Origin of the sequence: Niabella drilacis (assembly GCF_900101395.1) — a bacterium.
In the GTDB taxonomy this organism is placed as follows: Bacteria; Bacteroidota; Bacteroidia; order Chitinophagales; family Chitinophagaceae; genus Niabella; species Niabella drilacis.
Genome location: NZ_FMZO01000001.1, coordinates 506,600 through 527,366, shown reverse-complemented (window position 1 = coordinate 527,366; position 20,767 = coordinate 506,600). Strand labels below are relative to the sequence as shown.

At 49.8% G+C, this 20,767-nt stretch carries 13 protein-coding genes and 1 tRNA gene; 4 read left to right on the top strand and 10 right to left on the bottom strand.

Features of this window, described 5'->3' with window-relative positions; genetic code table 11:
- Positions 1 to 65 precede the first annotated feature (65 nt).
- The 4 genes from BLS44_RS02380 to BLS44_RS02365 form a co-directional block, all read right to left on the bottom strand.
- On the bottom strand, positions 66 to 2,033 hold the full coding sequence (locus BLS44_RS02380) for a RagB/SusD family nutrient uptake outer membrane protein (protein WP_218127675.1): 1,968 nt from the start codon (positions 2,031 to 2,033) through the stop codon (positions 66 to 68).
- A 38-nt stretch (positions 2,034 to 2,071) separates the two neighbouring features.
- On the bottom strand, positions 2,072 to 5,227 hold the full coding sequence (locus BLS44_RS02375) for a SusC/RagA family TonB-linked outer membrane protein (RefSeq protein ID WP_090388400.1): 3,156 nt from the start codon (positions 5,225 to 5,227) through the stop codon (positions 2,072 to 2,074).
- Between the two features lie 552 nt (positions 5,228 to 5,779).
- Positions 5,780 to 6,793, bottom strand: coding sequence for an arabinan endo-1,5-alpha-L-arabinosidase (locus BLS44_RS02370; RefSeq protein ID WP_218127674.1), 1,014 nt, complete (start codon positions 6,791 to 6,793; stop codon positions 5,780 to 5,782).
- Complete coding sequence (locus tag BLS44_RS02365; protein WP_090388399.1) at positions 6,790 to 8,760, bottom strand: alpha-L-arabinofuranosidase C-terminal domain-containing protein; 1,971 nt, start codon at positions 8,758 to 8,760, stop codon at positions 6,790 to 6,792. The genes BLS44_RS02370 and BLS44_RS02365 overlap by 4 nt, the downstream gene beginning before the upstream one ends.
- A gap of 270 nt (positions 8,761 to 9,030) precedes the next feature.
- Here BLS44_RS02365 and BLS44_RS02360 point away from each other — a divergent pair, with 270 nt between their 5' ends.
- On the top strand, positions 9,031 to 9,267 hold the full coding sequence (locus BLS44_RS02360; RefSeq protein WP_090388398.1) for a hypothetical protein: 237 nt from the start codon (positions 9,031 to 9,033) through the stop codon (positions 9,265 to 9,267).
- 45 nt (positions 9,268 to 9,312) lie between these two features.
- Here BLS44_RS02360 and BLS44_RS02355 read toward each other — a convergent pair whose 3' ends face one another.
- The 6 genes from BLS44_RS02355 to BLS44_RS02330 form a co-directional block, all read right to left on the bottom strand.
- Positions 9,313 to 10,545 carry a DUF2264 domain-containing protein gene (locus tag BLS44_RS02355; RefSeq protein WP_245729071.1) on the bottom strand — a complete coding sequence of 411 codons (1,233 nt, stop codon included), beginning with the start codon at positions 10,543 to 10,545 and terminating at the stop codon, positions 9,313 to 9,315.
- 133 nt (positions 10,546 to 10,678) lie between these two features.
- Positions 10,679 to 11,521, bottom strand: coding sequence for a glycoside hydrolase family 16 protein (locus tag BLS44_RS02350; RefSeq protein ID WP_090388397.1), 843 nt, complete (start codon positions 11,519 to 11,521; stop codon positions 10,679 to 10,681).
- A gap of 227 nt (positions 11,522 to 11,748) precedes the next feature.
- The gene (locus BLS44_RS02345; RefSeq protein ID WP_090388396.1) at positions 11,749 to 11,964 is read right to left on the bottom strand and encodes a hypothetical protein; all 216 of its coding nucleotides are present in this window, start codon (positions 11,962 to 11,964) and stop codon (positions 11,749 to 11,751) included.
- 255 nt (positions 11,965 to 12,219) lie between these two features.
- Positions 12,220 to 14,931, bottom strand: coding sequence for a GH116 family glycosyl-hydrolase (locus BLS44_RS02340; protein ID WP_090388395.1), 2,712 nt, complete (start codon positions 14,929 to 14,931; stop codon positions 12,220 to 12,222).
- A gap of 397 nt (positions 14,932 to 15,328) precedes the next feature.
- Positions 15,329 to 16,999 carry an FAD-dependent oxidoreductase gene (locus BLS44_RS02335; protein ID WP_090388394.1) on the bottom strand — a complete coding sequence of 557 codons (1,671 nt, stop codon included), beginning with the start codon at positions 16,997 to 16,999 and terminating at the stop codon, positions 15,329 to 15,331.
- Positions 17,000 to 17,201: 202 nt separating this feature from the next.
- Positions 17,202 to 17,933 (bottom strand): FAD-dependent oxidoreductase, encoded by a 732-nt coding sequence (locus BLS44_RS02330; protein ID WP_090388393.1) that lies wholly within the window; start codon positions 17,931 to 17,933, stop codon positions 17,202 to 17,204.
- A 562-nt stretch (positions 17,934 to 18,495) separates the two neighbouring features.
- Here BLS44_RS02330 and BLS44_RS02320 point away from each other — a divergent pair.
- From BLS44_RS02320 to BLS44_RS02310, 3 genes are all read left to right on the top strand, one after another.
- Entirely contained in the window at positions 18,496 to 19,464 is a 969-nt protein-coding gene (locus BLS44_RS02320) for a LacI family DNA-binding transcriptional regulator (protein ID WP_245729070.1), read from the top strand.
- An 85-nt stretch (positions 19,465 to 19,549) separates the two neighbouring features.
- A complete protein-coding gene (locus tag BLS44_RS02315) occupies positions 19,550 to 20,584 on the top strand; it encodes a phosphotransferase enzyme family protein (protein WP_090388391.1) in 1,035 nt (344 codons plus the stop codon).
- A gap of 75 nt (positions 20,585 to 20,659) precedes the next feature.
- Positions 20,660 to 20,733, top strand: a tRNA-Pro gene (locus BLS44_RS02310).
- Positions 20,734 to 20,767: the final 34 nt, after the last annotated feature.

The window sequence follows — 20,767 nt, the reverse complement described above, 5'->3', positions numbered from 1 at the left end:
ATTGCTCCCGCTTTGCGGGACGATTTTTTAATATTGCGGTAAAAGATTCTTCAACATACCCGGCCTTACCAGCCTGGGTTTTCTACCAGCTGCGGATTTCTCCGGGTATCGTAATCACCAATGGGCCAGAAATAATCCCGGGGGGTGATGAAGGTCTGATCAAAAACAAAGCGCTCCTGGTAAAAAGATGCCGCTGTTTTTCCAAAAATATTCCAGCCGGTAATGTCTTCATTGAGCACTTCAGCCGCCAGTTTCCAACGCTTCAGATCCCAAAGACGCTCACCTTCAAAAAGCATTTCAATGGAACGCTCCCGTTGAATAATTTGTCTTAACCCTTCTTTTGTAGTGAATTTTGCCGGGCTATTAGAGTAGCTGGTCCAGGATTCCACCACGCCTTTTAAGCCTGCCCGGCGTCTTACCTTATCAACATATTCAATAGCCGTGGCAGAACCGCCTTCGGTCTCATTCAATGCCTCGGCATAAAGCAGGTACAGGTCAGCCAGGCGTATCATGGGCCAGGGATAACCCAGCCAGGTAGGATTGGTTTGCCCGCGGGTGGTACTTCTCCAGTTCGCCAGCTTCTTTACGAAATACCCGGTTTCACTGTAGTTCTGAAAATGTCCGTAGCCAGCATTCTCCACGTTCTTTGCCTTCAGGTAGTAGGTATTTTCATCGCTTCCACTGGGACTGTCCTGCATATAAAAGATGCCGCCGTCAAAGCCGATATCCGCGTAAAAACGGGGTTCCCGGTCAAAATGCAGCCGGGCGGTCACAAAATTCGGTTCGATATAATATTTGTCGGTGGCAGTGGCAGTCCGGAGCTCCGTATAGTTAGTAAAATTGAGCGACTTATCTTCCTCCATTGGTACCCCGTTACTGGTATAAAACAATTTTACAATTTTCATCGGGGGAGCCCAAAGCCCTCTTAAACTAAACCGGTCAAAATTGGTTCCCCTTTCGAGCGGGGGCACGCACATAAATTCATTATTAAAATAACTGTTGGAGTTTCCCCAAATGATCTCCGGGTTCCACCAGGTAGTAATGGCATTACGGATGTTCATCTGGATCTTCATCGTATCGCTAAGACTGTACACATCGTTCCTGTACGTGTACAATTCATGCCCGTTCATTGCTGCCAGGTCAATAGCAGCCTTGCAGGCATCCCTCGCCCTTACCCATTTTTGCGGGTCATATACAGCATTAAAAAGATGGGTGCCTTCTTTATCAGTAAACGAGGCAAAATCGGGATTCCCGTTAAATAAAGGGCTGGCAGCCATTACCAGCAGCTTGGCTTTTACTGCCAATGCGATAGTCTGTGTGATGCGGCCCATTTCATTATTTTCATCGGTAATCTTCATGGGGAGTTTCTCATAGGCGCTATCCAGCAATGCCGAAATATAATCCACACAGGCATCTACCGGTTGTCGTTTTGTAAAAATATTTTCGACATCGAGGTCAATACTTTTATCCATGATGGGTATGGGCCCGTACATCCGCAGCATATAGTAATGATAATAGGCTTTCAGGAACTCGGCCTCCCCGATCCACCGCTCCCGCTCAAAGGGATCAATATCCCGCACTTTTCCCAGGTCCTTTACATTCTCCAAAAAAATATTACACTGGTTAATTCCCCGCCATATTTTAAGCGGAATTGCCCGTGTATCTCCGGAGCCTCCTTTTCGCTCCCCTGCCCATTCATCAAAATAGGGAGTGCTCTTATTTTGCTGGCCCTGCGCAATGCGGAAGGCGGCATGCCAGGTAGACTGGTCGTTTTGCGGATACCAGATCTCATCGGCGGCAGTTAGTGCTGCATTAAACCACCCATCGCCGTTCCTGGGCAGGTAGGAATAACAGGTAAACAAATATTTTTCGGCTTCTTTGCGGAGCTTAAAAGCGCTCTCCACCGTAGCCACGTTATCCGGAACAATGTCCAGGAATTTCTTACAGGAAATGCTCCCTGCCACTAACAGTACCAGGAGAAAACTGGCTGCGGCAGTCTTTGTTTTTTTATATGATTGCATTCTTTTCATCATTCACATTTTTGTAATAAATAGCTTGATTGCGCTGCCTGTTAAAAGTTAACCTGTACTCCAAAGCTGTATACCGATTGAATGGGATATCCCAGCCCATTGCCGCCCATTTCCACATCCCACATTTTAAAATTGCTCCAAAGCGCCAGGTTGGTGGCTGCAAAATAAATACGGGCGCTGTTTACCCTTATCCGATTCAGATTATTGAAGGTATAACCCGCATCAACGCTCTTTAACCGCAGGAAATTCCCCTGGCGCATCCACCAGGTGGAGCTTTTGTTGTTGGACTCCACGTTCCAGGTGCTCAGCCTTGGCCAGAAGGCATACAGGTCAGGATTATCTTCCGACCAGTGGCTTTCTGCAATGGCACTCAATAACCCGTTCTCATAACCGCCGTTCCTGAAAAAAGGCTGTATATTCTGTGGATTGATAAAAAAGGAGGACCTGGCGGATCCCTGGAAGTAAAACCCTAAATCAATACTTTTATACCGGAGTGTGGATCCAAAGCCATAAATAATTTCCGGTACAGTGGGATATCCTATGGGCACCATATCATCATCGTTGATGACACCATCATTGTTGACATCCCGGTATTTAATGTCTCCCGCCAGCAAACCCGCGTCGCCATATTGCAGTGGTGCATTGGCCACTTCATTCTTATCTACAAAAAGGCGCTCTGCTATCAGTCCCCAGCGCTGTGCCAATGGCTGCCCTACCAGGGATTTATAGGCCATGCTCTGGTCGTAATGAAGTTCATCTACAACCGTTCTTTTCCCGGTGGCATAGGTAAAAGTTCCCCGAGTGTTAATGTTGAGATTCCTGTTAACGTTTTTGCGGAACGAGAGCGCTATATCCATGCCCTGGCTTTCTGCTTTCCCGTAGTTGGATATGGGAATTGCCATAAAACCTGCAGCATTTTCCACATAGGTACGCGGCATTAAAATATTGGCCCGATACTGTTTAAATACATCTACCGTTAAATCCAGCGCATCAAACATCGTCAGATCCATCCCCAGGTTTATTTGTTTGGAGCGTTCCCAGCTTATTTTATTATTGGCATAACGGGCAATAGATACGCCCGGCCTGGAATAAACACCCCCACCCTCATTCCGGCCAAAGCTGGCCCCAAAAACAGGATCATTCAAACTCAGGTTGGAGAGATAGAAGAAGCGATCATTTGTATTGCCGATCTGATCATTCCCCACAAGGCCGTAAGTAAACCGGAATTTCAGGGTGTTGATCGTATTCAGCAACGGCTGAAAGAATTTTTCATTCGAGATACGATAGGCCACCCCACCTGAGGGGAAGAATCCCCAGCGGCTGCTGGCGGCAAAACGTTCCGATGCATTGTAGCCAAAATTGAACTCTGCCATATACCGATCGTCATAACCATAGGTAAACCGGCCGGAAATCCCCGTGTTGCGCTGTGGCAACGAGGCGGTAACATTTCCGCCGTTACCGGTTTCATAGCTGGACAAATAGCTGATGAGCATACCGCCTATGTCATGCCTGGCAAACCGGCGGGTATAGTCGAGCGCACCCTGTGCCCAGATCATCGAATTCACATCTTTCCCGGATTCGGCATAGCCCAGGGTTTCAGAGCCTACGGTTCCCACCGATCCGGTAGTACCATCGTTCAACACCTTTAACTGGTAGGTTTGGTCCAGCGGATTCACTACCGGCTCATAATAAAAGGGATTATAACTCCGGTTTACAATAAAGGAAGAAGTGCGCCGTACATAGGCCATGCCCCGGAAACTTAACCCCGGCGTAACAAATTTTAAATTTTGTTTTAGCTCCAGCTGCGGCATCAGGTTGGAGGTTTTGGTAACCGAATAGCCTTTTACCATTTCCGCATACGGGTTCACGTAGAGCGTATTGGTAAGGTTCCCGTCTGATGAATAAGTTCTTGCAGAACCAAAAAGCGGGTGCTCAATATACGGGAGCATGCTTGCAGGATACACCGCCGGAAACATTACCGGGTTGCTCCAGATGGCATTATTATAGGTTGCAGCACCACCTCCGATCGGCCCTTTATAATCATCAAACTGTCCGTATAAACGTACGATCAGTTCGGTTGTACTTGTCAGGTTCAGATTAATATTCGACCGCAGGGAATAGCTTTGCAACTTAATGTTATTGTTGAAGTCATTTACCGGATCTACTTTCAGGTTCCCGTTATTGACCTGGTACCAGCCGGCTACATAATACCGGGCCTTGGGGGTACCGCCCGACAGTCCCAGGTTATAACTCTGGTTGATCGTGTGCTTTTTGATCAGCATATCGATCCAGTTATTATCCGGGTACAGATAGGGATCATCGCCGGCTATTGTATGATTGATCTTGTTAACAGAATAGGGTGTCACCGCATTGGGCGACCGCGTTACAGTAGCCTCATTGGCAAGGTTCATATAGGTGATATTATCGGCAAAATTGAAGTTCTTCGTATTGGAGGAAATGCGCGTTTCTGACCGGAGATCAAATTTTGTTACCCCGGATTTGCCGGACCGGGTATTGATCAGCACCACCCCGTTGGCGCCACGCGCTCCATAAACCGCCGAAGCTGCTGCATCTTTTAACACCGAAAAATCAGAGATATCATCCGGCTGTATCCGGGCCATGTCGGTGGGTGTTGATTCCACTCCGTCAATCAGGATCAGCGGATCCTGCTTTCCGGTACCAAAAGTGGAAAGTCCCCGGATAAAGAATTGCGAGTTATCCGTTCCCAGACCGGGCTCTCCGCTGGTCTGAAAAGAGATCATACCGGCTACGCGGCCGGCCAGCGCATTGGTAATATTGCCGGTGGGCACCCGCAATTCTTCCACATTTACAGAAGTAACGGAGCTTACCATGCTTTTTTTGCGCTGGGTACCAAAACCCACCACCACCACCTCATCCATTGCCGCATTCTCCCGCGGCAAAACCGCCCGCAGCCGCACCACGCCCCCGGTATCCGTCGGGTAATCTGCCACGCGCAGCTGGGTGATCTTAAATCCCACGGATGTCAACTCCAGTATTTCTTTACCCGGAACCGATAATTGAAAATGGCCGGCGCTATCGGCATTTACCTGCTGCCCCGTTCCGACGGCCCTTACCGTTACATTGGCCAGTCCTAGTCCCAGGCTGTCCGTAACCGTTCCTTTTACCACAACCCCTGTTTGGGCAAACGAACAGGCTGCTGCGAAAAATGCGAGCATTGTAAGGACCATTTTGGACCCTGTTTTAAAAAATTGTTTTCTCATAATCTATGGCAATTACTATTTGTGATTTGAATCTGTGATCATTTCCGCCGATAACCGATTATTATTTGTCATTTATACAATTATAATATCCGGCATGCATCTTCCATCCCCGGATCTGCTCCGAAGTATAGCGCACATAGCCCCTGCCCGCCTTAATGCATTACAAAAAATCCGGCACCACTCCGTGACTGGCCCCTTTTCAGGCCATCACCCAGGATCAACCCGGGCCTTTGCATCTCCATATGCCGGGTGCAGCAGTTACAGCAATTTGACCGGGCGCTTCAAAAACCGTGCGGTCTTCTTCCTGCTTTTTTTCCCTGTCCCGTACCATTGTTAATAAATTGATTTTACCAAACAATCCTTATTTGCAGTTACCCCCTATTTCACATAGCAGCGTTGTACCGGGTACTGCTTTTTGCAAACGTTTGCACGAATATAAAAAAAATAAATTAATTGTCAAAATAACATTTATTTTTCAAAATATTTCTTTCACCGGTCTTTCCTTTCTCACTCCGAAGATGCATCCAGGCAGGGCCACCCTGCCGCGTCCCAGCGGATCTTTCTTATCAGCAATTTTGGTTTCCCGTTATCATAGCCATCGTACCCATGCGCAACAAAATATTCGGTTCCGTCGGTATCTGTAAAAACAGCATTATGCCCTATGCCCATCCATTCCCGGCCATCGCCCCGGACAAATACCGACCCGCCATTCTGCGCCATCGGGTGGCCCTCTTTATCCAGGTATGGGCCGGCGATCTGCCGGCTGCGTCCGGTTACTACTTTGTAGTTACTGTCCCAGCCTTTACAGCAATAATCCCAGGACGCAAATAAGTAGTAGAACGCCCCTTTCCGGAAAATAAAGGGTGCTTCGATGGCGCCACCGGCATCCGGGATGCCGGCGGTCTTTACGCGGCTGGCAATGGTTTGTGGTGTTGTTCCCTCTACCGGTTTTTTATAGCTGCGCTCTAATTGCAGGATCTGGATCCCGTTCCAGAAGGAACCAAAGCTCAGCCAGGGCAATCCTTTTTCATCAATGATCAGATTCGGATCGATCGCATTCCACGGATCATAACCGGGAACCGACCGAAGCACCATCCCCTGGTCTTCCCAGCGGAATTCCGGATCCTGAGGACCCAGGGTCTTATTGGTCAGCAGCCCGATACAGGAACGGTTCTTTCCAAACAGGGAAACCGAATAATACAGGTAGTAGCGCCCGTTATGAAAACTGATATCCGGTGCCCAGGTATGCCCGTTATATCCCGGCACCGCCTTTACCGCCCAAGCCGGGGGTGTTTTAAAAACCGGCTCTTCCTGCCTCCAGGTTTTCAGATCAGCGGAAGAAAAAACACGGATCCCCCTGCCTGTACAAAACAGGTAATAGCGGTCTTTTGCCCGGATCAATGTCGGATCATGTACCTGCAGTTGTCTTGTTGGTAGGGAGGTATCGCTCCGGGTCCCTGCCGGTTGTGCAGCAACCACTAAACACATCAACAGGGAGCCTATGATTGCCCGGCATTTCATGAATACCGGATCCGGAGCACAGTAAAGGAATACGGAGCCAATGTAACACGGGGCCGTTTCCCGGACAGGCGGATCTCTGTTTCCTGCGGGGCGATGGCTTGCGGAGCTTCGATCGAATTGATCCCGTTCAGATCATCCGATTGCAGGCGGATCTGCTTTGCGCTTCCTGCCGGTTTCTTCTTTCCGTCCAGCTGCAACCGGACGGATTGCTCCTGCGCAAGTGCATTTACCATCTTAATGATGATCTCACCCGCAGGCTCATCCAGTACCGCCGACGCATATAAACTGTCCTGTCCTGCTACTACCTCATTATTCATGGTAAGGGGCACTACTTTTGTGCCTTTATTGCGCGCATATAATTTTTGTACATAATAATCCGGGGTACCGAAAATTTTCAGGTTGTTGACCCAGATCAGATCCGGGGTCCACTGCCAGCCTTCTGTATGGGCAAACAGCGGTGCGTAGGACGCCATTTCCACAACAGCTGCATTACGCTCCACTCCTGTGAGGAAGGCTGCCACCGACAAAGCCGCCAGCCAGTTGTTCTTTTTCTCCGGCGCCACACCTGCGGGGTGTGATGCATATTCCCCGGCAAACACTTTGGTACCCGTGCGGGGATAAGGATCGTAACGCTTTGTATTACCAAAGAACCATTGCGGGGGCCGGTAGTAATGTTCGTCAATAAAATCGGTATTCAGTGCACGAAGCCCGTTATTCAGTAGCTCAAAACGCGGGCCATCCGGATCCGTTCCTGAGCTGGCAATGATCTTAAAACCGGGATACTTTGCCCTGATCGCCTTCTGGAACAATTGCAGCCGTTCCAGGTATTGCGGGCCCCAGTTCTCATTACCTACGCCCATCATCTTTAGATGAAACGGCTCCGGGTGTCCCATTCCCGCCCGCAGTTTTCCCCAGGTGGACGTAACAGGGCCATTTGCAAATTCGATCAGGTCCAGGGCATCCTGTATATAGGGATCCAGCTGATCCAGCGGTACCAGCTCTGCGGAATTGAACTGGCAGGCCATGCCACAGTTAAGGATCGGCAGGGGTTCTGCGCCGATGTCTTCCGCCAACTGGAAATATTCAAAGAAACCCAGCCCGAATGTTTGAAAATAATCCGGGGCAGGCCGGTGGGCAAACTCAAAATTCCACCGGTTGATCAACAGCTGCCGCTCTTCGATGGGGCCGATCGTTTTTTTCCACTGATAGCGCTGCGAAAGATCGAAGCCCTCCACGATACAGCCACCCGGGAAGCGGATGAATCCCGGCTTCATATCGGCCAGCATCTGCACCATATCTGCACGCATGCCGCCTTTTCGCCCCTTCCAGGTATCCCCCGGGAACAGGGAGATCATATCCAGGTCGATCCCCCCGCTGCCTTCAAAGGAAATTTGCAGCTGTGCTTTCTCCTCGGTCTCTGTTGCAGTAAACCGTATTTCCTGTTTTTTCCAGGCACCGTTCGTCGCCTGCGGGGTAACTGTTGCCGAGCCAATGATCTGCCCCTTCGGATCGCGCAACGCGACCCTGAGCCTTATACCGGGGGCGCGGCTTGCATACATAAAAGAAAAATCATAATGCAGATCCTTTTTGATCCCCATTCCCCTGAATCCTTCATTAGTAAGCGAGAGACTGCCCGGTTTGCCAGCCGGAAGCGTTACCCGGATGAAGCGCGGGTTAGCCGTATTTTGCTCCCGGCGATTCAACACCAGCACCGCACCTTCCCTGTAAGGCTCCTGCGCCACCTTCCAGCCCATAAGCGGTTTAAAAAACTCAAATGACCGGTTCTTTACGAGTTCCGCATAAATACCGCCATCGGCCCCCATATTGATGTCTTCAAAAAAAACACCATACATCGTCTTTGATACCGTAGCCACCGGCTCACCGGTACGGATCATAAAGGTTTTATCCTGCGCCATCCCCTGGTGCGCTAAAAACAGAAAAATGAGGATCTGCAGTTTTTGTTTCATATGCAGAATATTACAAGCAATGCACGCTCCCCTGTCTACACCTGTTTCGACCCGCTTTGTCAGAGCGTATTTTACAATTGTTAAAGTTACAATTAATAATTGAATTTACCGCATCTTTTAACCCCTCCGGATAAAGAGCTATTCAGCCGGTAACCCGGGGGCCTACTGTTCTGAGATCTGAACTCCGAAACTCCGTATATGCGTTAAGTTCGGTTTACGACTAAAAAGCTACTGCGCAATGTTGATCCTTTGAGTACACGCATCTGACAGATGATGAAGGTGCAGCGCACCGGTCATAGCGCATTCATGATACCGCCGGTGTATAAGATGACCGCCGCGCTGCGGCTGGGGCGGCCGGGGAGCGCTCCTGGTTACAAAGATCTGCGGCGCGCTGCGCCTTTTACCTATTGGTCCACATTTGGCGTTTCGGCTGGTGCGCACTTCCCAAAACTGCCCGGTTCAGCCATTCAGGCGGGGATGGGCGCTGCGGGGATCGCAGACAGGTAAACGCTGCCCTGCTCTGCGTTATATTTTAACACAGGATCAGGAGGTCTACTTTAAGTCTATCGCATGGTCCCCGTGAAAATCGGCGCCGTTCCAGATGGCTTTTGATGACCAGGGCCGGGGGGCATCCTTCCAGAAAGGGGTGTCCGGCGCCAGCCCCAGCGGCAACAGGGCTTCGGTGCACAGATACAGGCTTCCCTGGTTATTGTATGTATCGGCCAGGCCGGGTTGCTTTCCATTCAGCCCAATCACCATCCAGCCATTTTTATCATAGGTTGCCGGGGAAACAAGGGTTTTCTGCAGTACAGCAAACAAAGCCTCGCGCACCTGAGATGGTGCCAGGGATGCCGGCAACTGTGCTTTATAAGCCATATTGGCAAGATGATGAAAGGCTCCGGACCGGTATACGATCGACCGCCCGTAGGCCGGGAAGCTGCCATCGGCATTAATCGTGCGCTCCTGTATCTCGGAATACCGGTCGTTAATCTTCAAAAGCTGTTCCCGCTCCTGCCTGTAGCGGCCGGTCTTTTGCCATACGATATCCAGGATCTCCCGCAAATAGGGCTGGATCACGTAGCTGTTGTAATAATCATTATGAAAATGTTCCCCATCACTGAACAACCCATCGCCGGTATACCACTGGTACATGAACGTACGCACTCCATATTCGATGGTCATCGGGTTATAATCATACCCGTATTTTAGGAAGAACGCTTCGATCATTCCTGAGAACAGGATCCAGTTATTATACCCGGGAACTGTACGGCGTGTTTGATTAAGGCAATAGACAACGTCCTGCTGTGTTTTACTGCCGAGATGCTCCCAGATCCAGGGGGCCCGTACCAGACCCAGCGCAAAGAAAGAAGCGTCAACCAGCGGCTGCGCGCCCTTCCATAATACATAGTCGTTTTTGGTACTGTCGGTCGCATTCCGGATGGAGGCAATCACCAGTGCGCGGTACTGATCCCGCAGCTTCTTTTCTGCCGCCGGGCCGCCTTCCCCGTTCAGCCAGGGAGCAATGCCGCTGAATGCACGCCCGAGTGCTTCCAGGTACTGGGCTTTGATCCTAACCTCCGGGTTATCGCTTACCGGCGAGATCTCTTTCGGCATGTTCTTCCGCAGTTGATCTGCCGCCATATTTGTAAAAACCGGCCGCACTACTTTATCCAGCAACTGCACCCATTGCATCCGCCGGCTGTCCACATCTTTTGCCTCCTGGCTAAAGGCACTACCTGCAGCAAAACAAAACATTGCCAGTACCGTAAACTTTCTGATCTTCATTCAACTGTTTTTATATCGGAGTCCGAAGCAGCAAATGTAGTCCCTTTTTTATTTTTCGCCCGGGGTCTCAGCTTTTAACTATCAGATTCAGAGGATCGGGAATTGAGCGTTGTGGATCCGGAATTGCACCAGTTTATTTTTGATATACGCGTACATAATCGACCAGGTACCGGTTTGGAAAAACAGTAAGCGAAGGATCTCCGCCATTATCGCCGCCAATGGCCAGATCGAGCAGGATATAATGCGGCTGCTTAAAGGGATTAAAGCCGTCCGGGTTGACCAGCTGATCCAGCGATACCCGGTTCATGAGCAGGTCGTCTACATATAACCGGATTTCCTTTTCATCCCAATCCATCCGCCAGATATGGAATTTTTCACTCCAGTTTTTGTCACCAAAGGAAGCCACCGGCTTTTTTACGGTAAACCACTTTGCTTTATTGCGCTCGGCTGTTCCGCCGGCGATATTGGCCAGCAGATCGCCCCGGTAGTATTCCATAATATCTATTTCGCCGTTGGAAGGCCATGGTTTCCTCGCCCCAAGCGTCCAGAATGCAGGCCAGAGTCCATTTTCCGTCCGGATCTTTGCCCGCATCACAAAACGGCCATATTGCCAGCTCTTTGTGCCCCTTGTATTAATGCTGGAGGATGTGTATTCAATATGCTGCCGCTGGTCTCTCCACTCATTGCTTCCCGCCCTGTACCGTGGGTTGGGCTTTACCTCCTTCCGCGCTTCGATCACCAGCAGGCCGTTCTCGCACCAGGCATTTTCCTCCTGGTACCATTGCAGCTCATGATTCCTTTCAAATCCCTTCTCAAAACGCCAAACCGAAGTATCCACCCTGCCCGGTTTGTTGAATTCATCCGCCCAAACCAGCCGGTACCCCTCCTTTTCCAGGTGCTTCGGGCTGCTGCAGGCACCCATTAAAAAGAAACTGCAGCCCCACAGGACCTGCCGGTAATTACGAATCTGTTTCATTAATACTTTTATTAAAATATGCCGGCTGAATTGCATTAGGTGCACACAGTAATGACTCGGGGTCTTATTCCCATCTCCCTGCGACCAACAAGCGCAACCGTTAATTGTCGAATATACAATTACATCAGGTCCGGACCAAAACAATCTGTACTATCTTTTTAGAGGCACCCTGCTTACCGGTATCCTTTAGGGCTATTTTTATTATTTCTGCCACGACCGCCTGTGGATTATATAACTTCGTAACGGGTCTGGGGCTGCTTAAAGCACTCAAACCGGCATACTTTCTGGTCCTTAATAGAAACTTTTACTTCCACATAAAAATCGAAAAGGGCATAAAGCGAATAAGTAAATTCTGAATCCGTTCTCTCTGAAATAAAGATCGTTCGCCAAAAGGCATTCATTTGCTCCGTTTTATCTGCTGCCAGAAATTGGTTCAATGTCATAAGTCTGTTTTTATGGTTATCATTGCATCAGGAACAGGAGGCAGCACCGCAGGGCACCGGACCGGTCTTTACTGTACAAGATGGCTTACGAAAGGGCTTACACGGTAAAGTTACGATTTTCTTAAATTATCTTTTGAGAATACCGGTAAATAAAAAACAGCACACATCGGCATTCCCGTTCCATGACGGACCTGACCCTATGTGCAGCCCTCTTCCAGCCCCATATATGAAATTTCGCCGGAAGCGCCTCCGGTACTATGCACCCATAACAATGGTTAAAGATTCCCCCGGCTGAAGCCGTAACGGTCCTGTGAACAGGATCCGAAGTTCCGCCCCTTTTGCCACTGTTTTTACGGCGATCTGTCGCTCCCCGACAGCGGCGGAAACCTTTCCCTTCCTGAGGCCTGCGGTCTTCTCCAGGCTCAACTGGTTCAGCTGCAGTACCCCGTATTTTATATCCACCGTTATGGTTTGCGTTCCTTTTTCCGTTTTCTGGGTATAAGTGCCCCAGCCCTCGGCAGCAGTAAAAGGCCCTTTAAAATTTTCTTTATCCCATTTGGGGGCAAAGCGGATATACCCCCGGGGACCGTGGTATTCAAAACCACAGGCAGTGATAAAAGTACCATAGCTGGCCATAGCCCTCCCGTAATGGTCGCTGCATTCAATTTCATTAAAGGGATTGCGTTTTGCGGCGTGATACCGGTCGTGGATGGCCCTTGTAAGCATGAGGGCCTCATCCGTCATACCCTCCGCCATCATATGACTGGCCACCTGGTGTTCAAAACCCGACATACATTCATGAAAGTATCCCATCTGCCAGGCTGCATTTTCTCCATAGGGTTGGGGCTCATTTTTCGGATTCGTATTCATTACCATACCGGACTCTCCCGATAATGCGTAAGGTCTCCCTCCTTTATGCGTTTCGGCATACCGGCCCATGTCCTTTACAAAATTATATTTCCATAATGACCGGAGCGCCGACCGGCTCTGCTGCGGATCTGTTACACGTCCCAACCCTACCTGGAAGGCCCAGCTTTGGCCGAATACCTGATCAATATGACAGGTATTGTAAGAGCCCACATTTTTTCTGCCTTTTACAGGGTCCGGGCGGTGGATAAAGTATTCCCCGTTGAAGAGATGATCCTGCATGTTCCGGGTTCCCTTGCGGACATATTCACGGCAAACAGCAGCAAAGGCAGCGTCCCCGGCTTCTTCCGCCATCTGCTCACCGGCCTTCACCGCGGCAATACACAGCCCGACGATCCAGGCAATTTCACCATCCCATATGGCGTCCAGGGTGTTCTCAAGCGGCGTATCCACCATACCGTCCTTATTTTTATCCTGGTCCATGATGAATTGTGTGGCCCTTTTTATTTTATTCCAGTTCCGCTGCAGGAATCCCTGGTCTGCGCTCATCTGGTGCTCCCGGTAGCAGCCCAGCACACGGCCCGCCTGCCCATCAATGGCCGGGCGTTTGTCATATTCCCCGCGGAACCAGATCCCTCCGTTTTCCTGTAATGATACCCCAAGGTCGACCCGCTCCCGGTTATCCCGTTCCATCGCCGGAAAGATCCTCCCGGTGCCCTGCGCGTATTGCCACACGTGTGTGCAGTTGCCCTGGCAGGCCCCCACCCCTTCCCATGCCCAGTAACGCCCTGATTTAAAGCGATGCGAGGTGGTGGAAGCCAAAGCGGATACATTGATGAACGTACGCTCCAGGAACCAGTAGGGCAAAGAGGAATCATACCAGGTGGTTTTCCAGAGCATCGTAAGGTCTGACAATTCTTTAAAATTGGCTGCTACATAACCGGCCACTTCCCGGGCATTTTTAAACCGGTTATCATAGTAACGGCCCCGATCAGCTTCCGGCAGCACTTTTCCGTCATCGATCACCAGGTTGGGGCTATGCCAGCTGATCACATAAGGCACCGCTGCAGATTGACCAGCTCCCACTTCTACAGGAGAAAGCACTGCACCAATCAATTTTTGCTGAGCCGCTTTCAATATTTCCTGCTCCGCGCCGGCAGCAAACAATGCCGCCCCGTAGGGTTCTTCCACATCCACATTAGTGACCGCGTTCTCATTGATGGCGGCCACACAGAGCGTACCAAAATCAAAACTTTTATCTGCCTGCTGGTTACCAAAGGCCGATTTTTCAAGCGTATAATCGATCCCAATAAGCTGCTGCTCATGAAACGCTGTGCTCTTTCGCTCCAGCCGGTTCACAGGCCCGGTATAAGGAGCCGCCTTGTTTTCGAGCCATCCGGTAATAGTTGCTTTAACCGGCCGGACGCCGGTATTCCTGATCTCAATATTGAAAACAGACGCTGGTATACCCGAGCGGTCCACATCCAGCGGTATAAAGGGGCTGTAGGCCTGCATCACTACCTGCACCGGTAATGCCTTGTCCGTATAAGTGATCGTTGCAACGGGGTAGGTTGATTCAAAACTTATTTCGTCCCAGTCTCTTTCATCCAGGAAACGGGTCACCGTCTTTTCTCCCAGTTCCAGCTTTACGGCAAAGCCCTGCTCCAGCAGGCGCACTTCATTAGCCCTGGGAGGGGCCACATAACTTCCGCCATCGCGCGAACGTATTTTTTTCCCGGCATGTACCGCATCCTTCCAGGGCACATCCACCGGGTTAATGCCCTCCTGGTTCAGGTTAAATATGTCCCAGAGCCAAAGCCGTCCATCACCACCCAGGTATAAACCACCTGCGTTGATACCACCTACCGGCATGCCGATGTACTTTAGTTCATTTTTCGATTTGAGATAGGTGGTTACCGTTCCTCTTTCATACAGGGCCTGCATCTGCTTCGTATGGCTGTCATTTACGGGAAGGGGGGGGCCGGGTTGCCGGAACCCGGCCCATGCCGGCACCTGTGCCGACAACAGCAAGCCGGTTCCGGCCAGCCCTCCCTGGTTTATAAATTTGCGACGTGATATCTTATGATGATGCTGAGCCATATTTTTTTTATTTAAGGCCGTTCTTTCCCCACAATGTGTTAAAGCCCGGGCGCGCTGCCATTATTGATTACAACAGGTTTCCAAATATAAAAGAAACTTCCAATTCCCCATGATACACTCCACCTTTCTCCGGGACAAACGCATTTAATTTCAGCATTGCCCAGTTCCGGAGGAGCCCCGTGTTTGCTTGACCTGAAATTTTACACGGCTCCTTTAAGAGCCGGGGTTTCCTCTTTAGCACTTACAGTGCCTGAAAATGCTCCAGGTGCGCTCTTTTCCACCCATTCAGATCCGTTTGTCCTGCACCTTTCCCCGGGAAGCGCCCCCTTCAAAAAACAGTCCTGCCGTTTTTGTTAGCAGCTGGTACATCAGCCCCCGGAAGCACTTGCTGCGCTGCTCATGCATCTATTTTCTGCTCCTGTTTTACCAGATTATTTTTCAGCGCGGCATAGTCTACCTGCTGTACGCTTGTTTTATTATCGATGGCCATTACTGCGGCTGTAGCAGCCGATTCTGCGAGGATCATAAACACCGGCTCCATCCGGATAGAACCATAGGCTACATGCGAGCTGGATAAACAAACCGGCACCAGCAAATTCTGGCATTCGGAAGCTTTGGGTACGATAGATCGGTAAGAGATCGGGTACGGCTCAGAAACATGTACACCAAAATCGCCCTCATTCTGAACAAACCCTTCGCTGGTCACATAGCGCTGAACATTGTGCGAGTCCAGTGTATAAGAGCCCATTCCAACAGGGTCCGGAACAGCCCGCGCCCCGAGAATTTCATGACCGGTCATCACAAAATCGCTTACCATCCGCCGGGCCTCCCTTACATAAAGCTGAAAAGGCCAGTTTTCATTATCTGCAAACTCATCTTTGGCCAGTCCCCACTTATTAAATTCCTGCTGTACCTCGCCGGGTATACGCGGGTCGGTGGCCATAAAATAAAACAATCCCTGCTGGTAGCGCCGGTGGGCATCTGTAATTTGTTTGCGCAGCGCATAGGACGCTTCAGGATACCGGTAATTCATACCAATATAATCGGTGCTGAACGGTCCATGATTATTGGTATCCGTTTTAAAATTCGGGACCGGATCAAATTTCTGGAACAACTCGCGCCACCCGCTGTTAAAGACGCGTACCAGGAGCTCATACTGCTCCGGGTCATAGCCCCGCGGCTGAGAAAATGCTACTTTATTTTCCGGGTGCGACGAGAAACACATCCGGTAACAATAGGCCTGCACCTTTTTATCTCCTGCACCATATACGCCGGGCGCCGTCCCCGAAATGCCCGCCAGAAGGCCGCTGGACGGCTTACCGGGGATCTTATAGGGGTCAACCCGGGATTTGAAATGATGCCCGTGATGGAACACACCGGTAAGCACACCCGCCCATTTTTCGCCATAGGTTGCAGCAGATTCTCTTCCGGTTGTAAAGCTGACGCCGGCTGCTGCCATCAGGTCCCCTTCGTAAGTAGCATCGATAAACATCTTACCGGTATACAGGGTCCCCTTCAGCGTACTGATGGAAGCGATCCGTTCATTCCTGAGCCGGACACCGGAGGACCGGTCCAGCCACTCATTCCTGAATACGGTTATATTATGCTCTTTAATAAGTTTCTCAAACACCTGCTCCGCCGCGTGGGGCTCAAAGATCCACATGGTCCTGTTAGCACCATCAATAGCCGGCGTGCCCTGTCCCTTGTTTCCGTAAGCTTCCTTTTTTTGCCATTGCCAGGACCGGGGGTCTTCATAATGCAGATAGATCCGGTGATAAAACTCCCTTGCCAAGCCGCCGATCACTGCTTTATTCCCGGTGTCTGTAAACCCCAGCCCGCTGGATGTTATGCCGCCTAAATGCAGTTCCGGGCAAACGATCATTACAGATCGCCCCAGTTGTTTTGCTTTTACAGCTGCCATAACTGCCGCAGACGTGCCTCCATAAATGATGATATCAGCAGTCCGCATAGCCCCTGCCGGGCCCGGTGGTTTCAGTCCTGAAATCCCCCCGCATACAACGGCGCCCCCACTTATGGCCATTGATCTGATAAAATTTCTTCTTTTCATGAATGTCGTTTTATAAAGAAAGACATTAAACCTTAGATTTCAAATAGGATCAGTCCCCCTTTGCTGTCAGTTACACGCCGAGCTGTCCCCGTTATTCCAGGCCCTCCGGGGGCTCATCTTCTGCCCTTTTCCAAATAAGGATCATCCCGGAGCCAGCGCCTAAGCCCCTGCACATCGATCTTCTGAACGGGTAGGTTCTGCTTTATGGCCATAGAAGCAGCCATTGCCGCAAGCCACTCTGCGCATCTCCGGGTATCCTGTAAGGGCTGATCCCATCCGGGAACTGATGATACCCCGATCGATTGTGGTACTCCGGCAATTGGAACCCATTCAACGTTTCACTATACACAGCATTATCTTCGCGGCCCATAAAATAAGAAACCCCGGCCTTTGCCATCAGGTCGCCTTCATAGGTGCAATCCAGGAATTGTTTGGCCCGTACTATGATCTGCGGTTTCGTTCCCCGCCCTGGCAGGGAAAAGCGGGCCTCCGTTATTACAGTTCCTTTCCTGGTCAATGCCGCAACCTGCATTTGCATCAACACCTTAATTTTGCCCTCCCTTATAAAATCATTCATTACGTCTGATGCAACCCGCGGTTCAAATGTCCATTGCACGCCCTCCTTTTGATATTTCTGAGCTACCCTCTGGTAAAATTGCCGGGAAAAGCCGGTGATCGCCTCCTTTATACCAGCATCCGTCTGACCGAGGCCGCCCGTGGTTAAGCCACCGATCCAATTTCCCGGCTCCAATAGCAACACCGTATTGCCACACCGGGCAGCGGTATATGCGGCGATAACACCCGCAGCGGTACCACCATAGACACATATATCAGCAGTATACACTTGCGGGCGGAAGATGCTCCCGGCCTCAGTGTTTGCCACCCCTAAAAAGTTCAGCAATAAGATCAGCAATGCAATCGATCTGTACTTCATGGTTCATGAATTTTCATCAGCAAAATTGGCGACTGCAGCCACCGGCAGGTCTTTTCCCGCCCGCGGGAAGGTACCATTCCTTTACTGCGCCGGCAATTTACGGGGTATTTTTATTAAAATAAACTCCGGGGCCAACAACATGCAGCTTTTATCAGCGGCAGGCTCCCGGCTTTAAATTTTTACAGAAGACCAGCCGGTCCTTTGTATGCCCCCGCTCTTTTGCAAGGGCGCTCTGCCCGCCGGCTAACACAGGGCAAACCCATTTAATTTCAGCATTGACCAGCTCCGGAGGAGCAGCGCGTTTATAGCAATGTGCGGTCCTGATCACCCCGGCTCCTGCAGGAGCCGGGGTTTTCTCTTTAATCCCTTGCATAAACACGGGGCTCTTGCAATGCCTGAAAATGCTCCCGGTGCGCCCTTTTCCCCCAATTCAGATGCGTGTACCCTGGCAAGCCAAAAGACAACTTATAAAAATAATTGTTATCTTTAAACTGCATATATTAGCATCGTGAGTGAGTCAATACCAACAATAAAGGAAATCGCCAGGAGGCTAAACGTTTCTGTGTCCACTGTATCAAGAGCATTGAGCGATCATCCACGGATCAGCACAAAGACGAAAGAAGCGGTAAAGGAACTGGCCAGGGCGCTGAACTATGAACCCAATTCCAAAGCCATTTTTTTCAAACAGAAGAGAAGCTATGTCATTGGCGTGATCGTTCCACATATTTATGAGGATTTTTTTTCAAAGGGGATCAGCGGCATTGAAGACGTGGCGCTGGAAAATGGATATACGATCCTGTTCGGCCAGAGTCATGACCGGATCGATAAGGAACGCCAGGTTGTAGAAGCTATGAGAAACCAGCGGGTGGACGGGCTGATCATTTCCCTGTCGAAAGAAACCAATAAAAGCGATCACCTGAAGACACTGGATGCTTATAATATTCCCGTAGTCTATTTTGACCGGGTTCCTTCACAGGCAAATGTGAATAAGGTTTACTGCAATTTATTTGAGGGAACCGTGGATATGATCGAATGGCTGTTTAAACAGGACCGGAAACGGATTGCTTTTATTAATGGTCCCGGAGCTATTATTGCTTCTAAAGAACGGCTGGACGGGTATATAGAAGGGATCTCCAGGAGAAAACTGAAGGTAGATATGCAAATGGTAGAGCAGACCGATTTTTCCGAAGAGGGAACCCATAAAGCCATAGCCCGCTTACTGGGGCTCAAAAAGCCGCCGGACGCGATCATCAGCTTTAATGATTATGTGCATATGGATGCCGTAAAATATGCATTAAAAGCGCATGTCAGGATCAATGAGGACATCCTTTTTGCCAGTTATGCAAATATTTCAGTAAATAAGCATACCGCTTATCCCCCGGTTGTATCTGTGGACCAGTTCCCTTACAGCCAGGGTGAAGCAGCCATGAAAATGCTGATGGAGATTTTACAGAACAAAACCGATGATGCTGCTGCTGCAAAGGCCTTTGTGCACAAAGAAATCCCTGTTGCACTGGTCTATAACTCATAAAGTCTGTTGATGGGCAATCGTTTGCACCGGCTTTTGAAAAAAAACTTACGCATTATTTTATACATTTATCCCTTTAAACCGAATTATGGATAAAGTACTTGCCGGTTATGGATTACGGGAAGATCAGTGTTCAATAGCATCTTTTGGCAGTGGGCTGATTAATCATACATGGGTGCTCTGCAATGGGGATGAGCAATTTATTTTACAAAAGGTAAACCAGAACGTGTTCCGCCAGCCGGAAGCAATCGCCTGGAACATCGCTTTAATAGATACCTACCTGAAGAACCGGGGCAACGGATATTTTTTTGTATCACCGGTGAAAACAGTGTCCGGCGATGCAATGTTGCATATCGAAGGCGATGGTTACTACCGGATGTTCCCCTTTGTAAAGGGAAGCCACTCTATTGATGTAGTTGAAGAGCCCCAGCAGGCTTATGAAGCGGCAAAACAGTTTGGAAGGTTCACCAGGACCTTATCAGGGATCAGTGTAGATTCATTAAAGATCACGTTGCCATCGTTCCATGATCTTTCACTTCGCTATGAGCAATTCCTGGAAGCGCTGGAGCAGGGCAATCCGCAGCGCATAGCAGAAACGGCATCAGTGATCCATGCATTGAAAACCCATTCAACCATTGTTGACCAGTTCCGGGAAATCCGGAAGGATCCGGATTTTAAACAACGGGTTACCCATCACGACACCAAGATCAGTAATGTTCTTTTTGATAAGCAGAATAAAGGATTGTGTGTAATAGACCTGGACACGGTAATGCCGGGTTATTTCATCAGCGATGTAGGAGATATGATGCGCACCTATTTGTGTCCGGTAAGCGAAGAAGAGCGCGATTTCAGCAGGATCCTTGTCCGCGAAGACTACTACAATGCCATCATGAGGGGGTATCTGGAAGAGATGCAGGGTGAGCTGACGGTTACTGAGAAAAAACATTTTTTCTATGCCGGGCTATTCATGATCTATATGCAGGCGCTGCGGTTTATGACAGACCACTTAAACGATGACCAGTACTATGGTGCTAAATACGAGGGGCACAACTTTGTGCGGGCACAAAACCAACTGACCTTGCTGGAAAGACTGCTGGAAAAAAGAACAATACTGGAGGGCTGACATCTTTGTTTTTATAAATATTTTTACTTTTTTGCAAATATTCCCTTACATTTGCAGCCGCTTTGGGTATCCGCACGGGAAGTAGCGCAGGCCGGTAGCGCACCTGGTTTGGGACCAGGGGGTCGCAGGTTCGAATCCTGTCTTCCCGACAAAAAAGTTCAGCAGAGATGCTGAGCTTTTTTT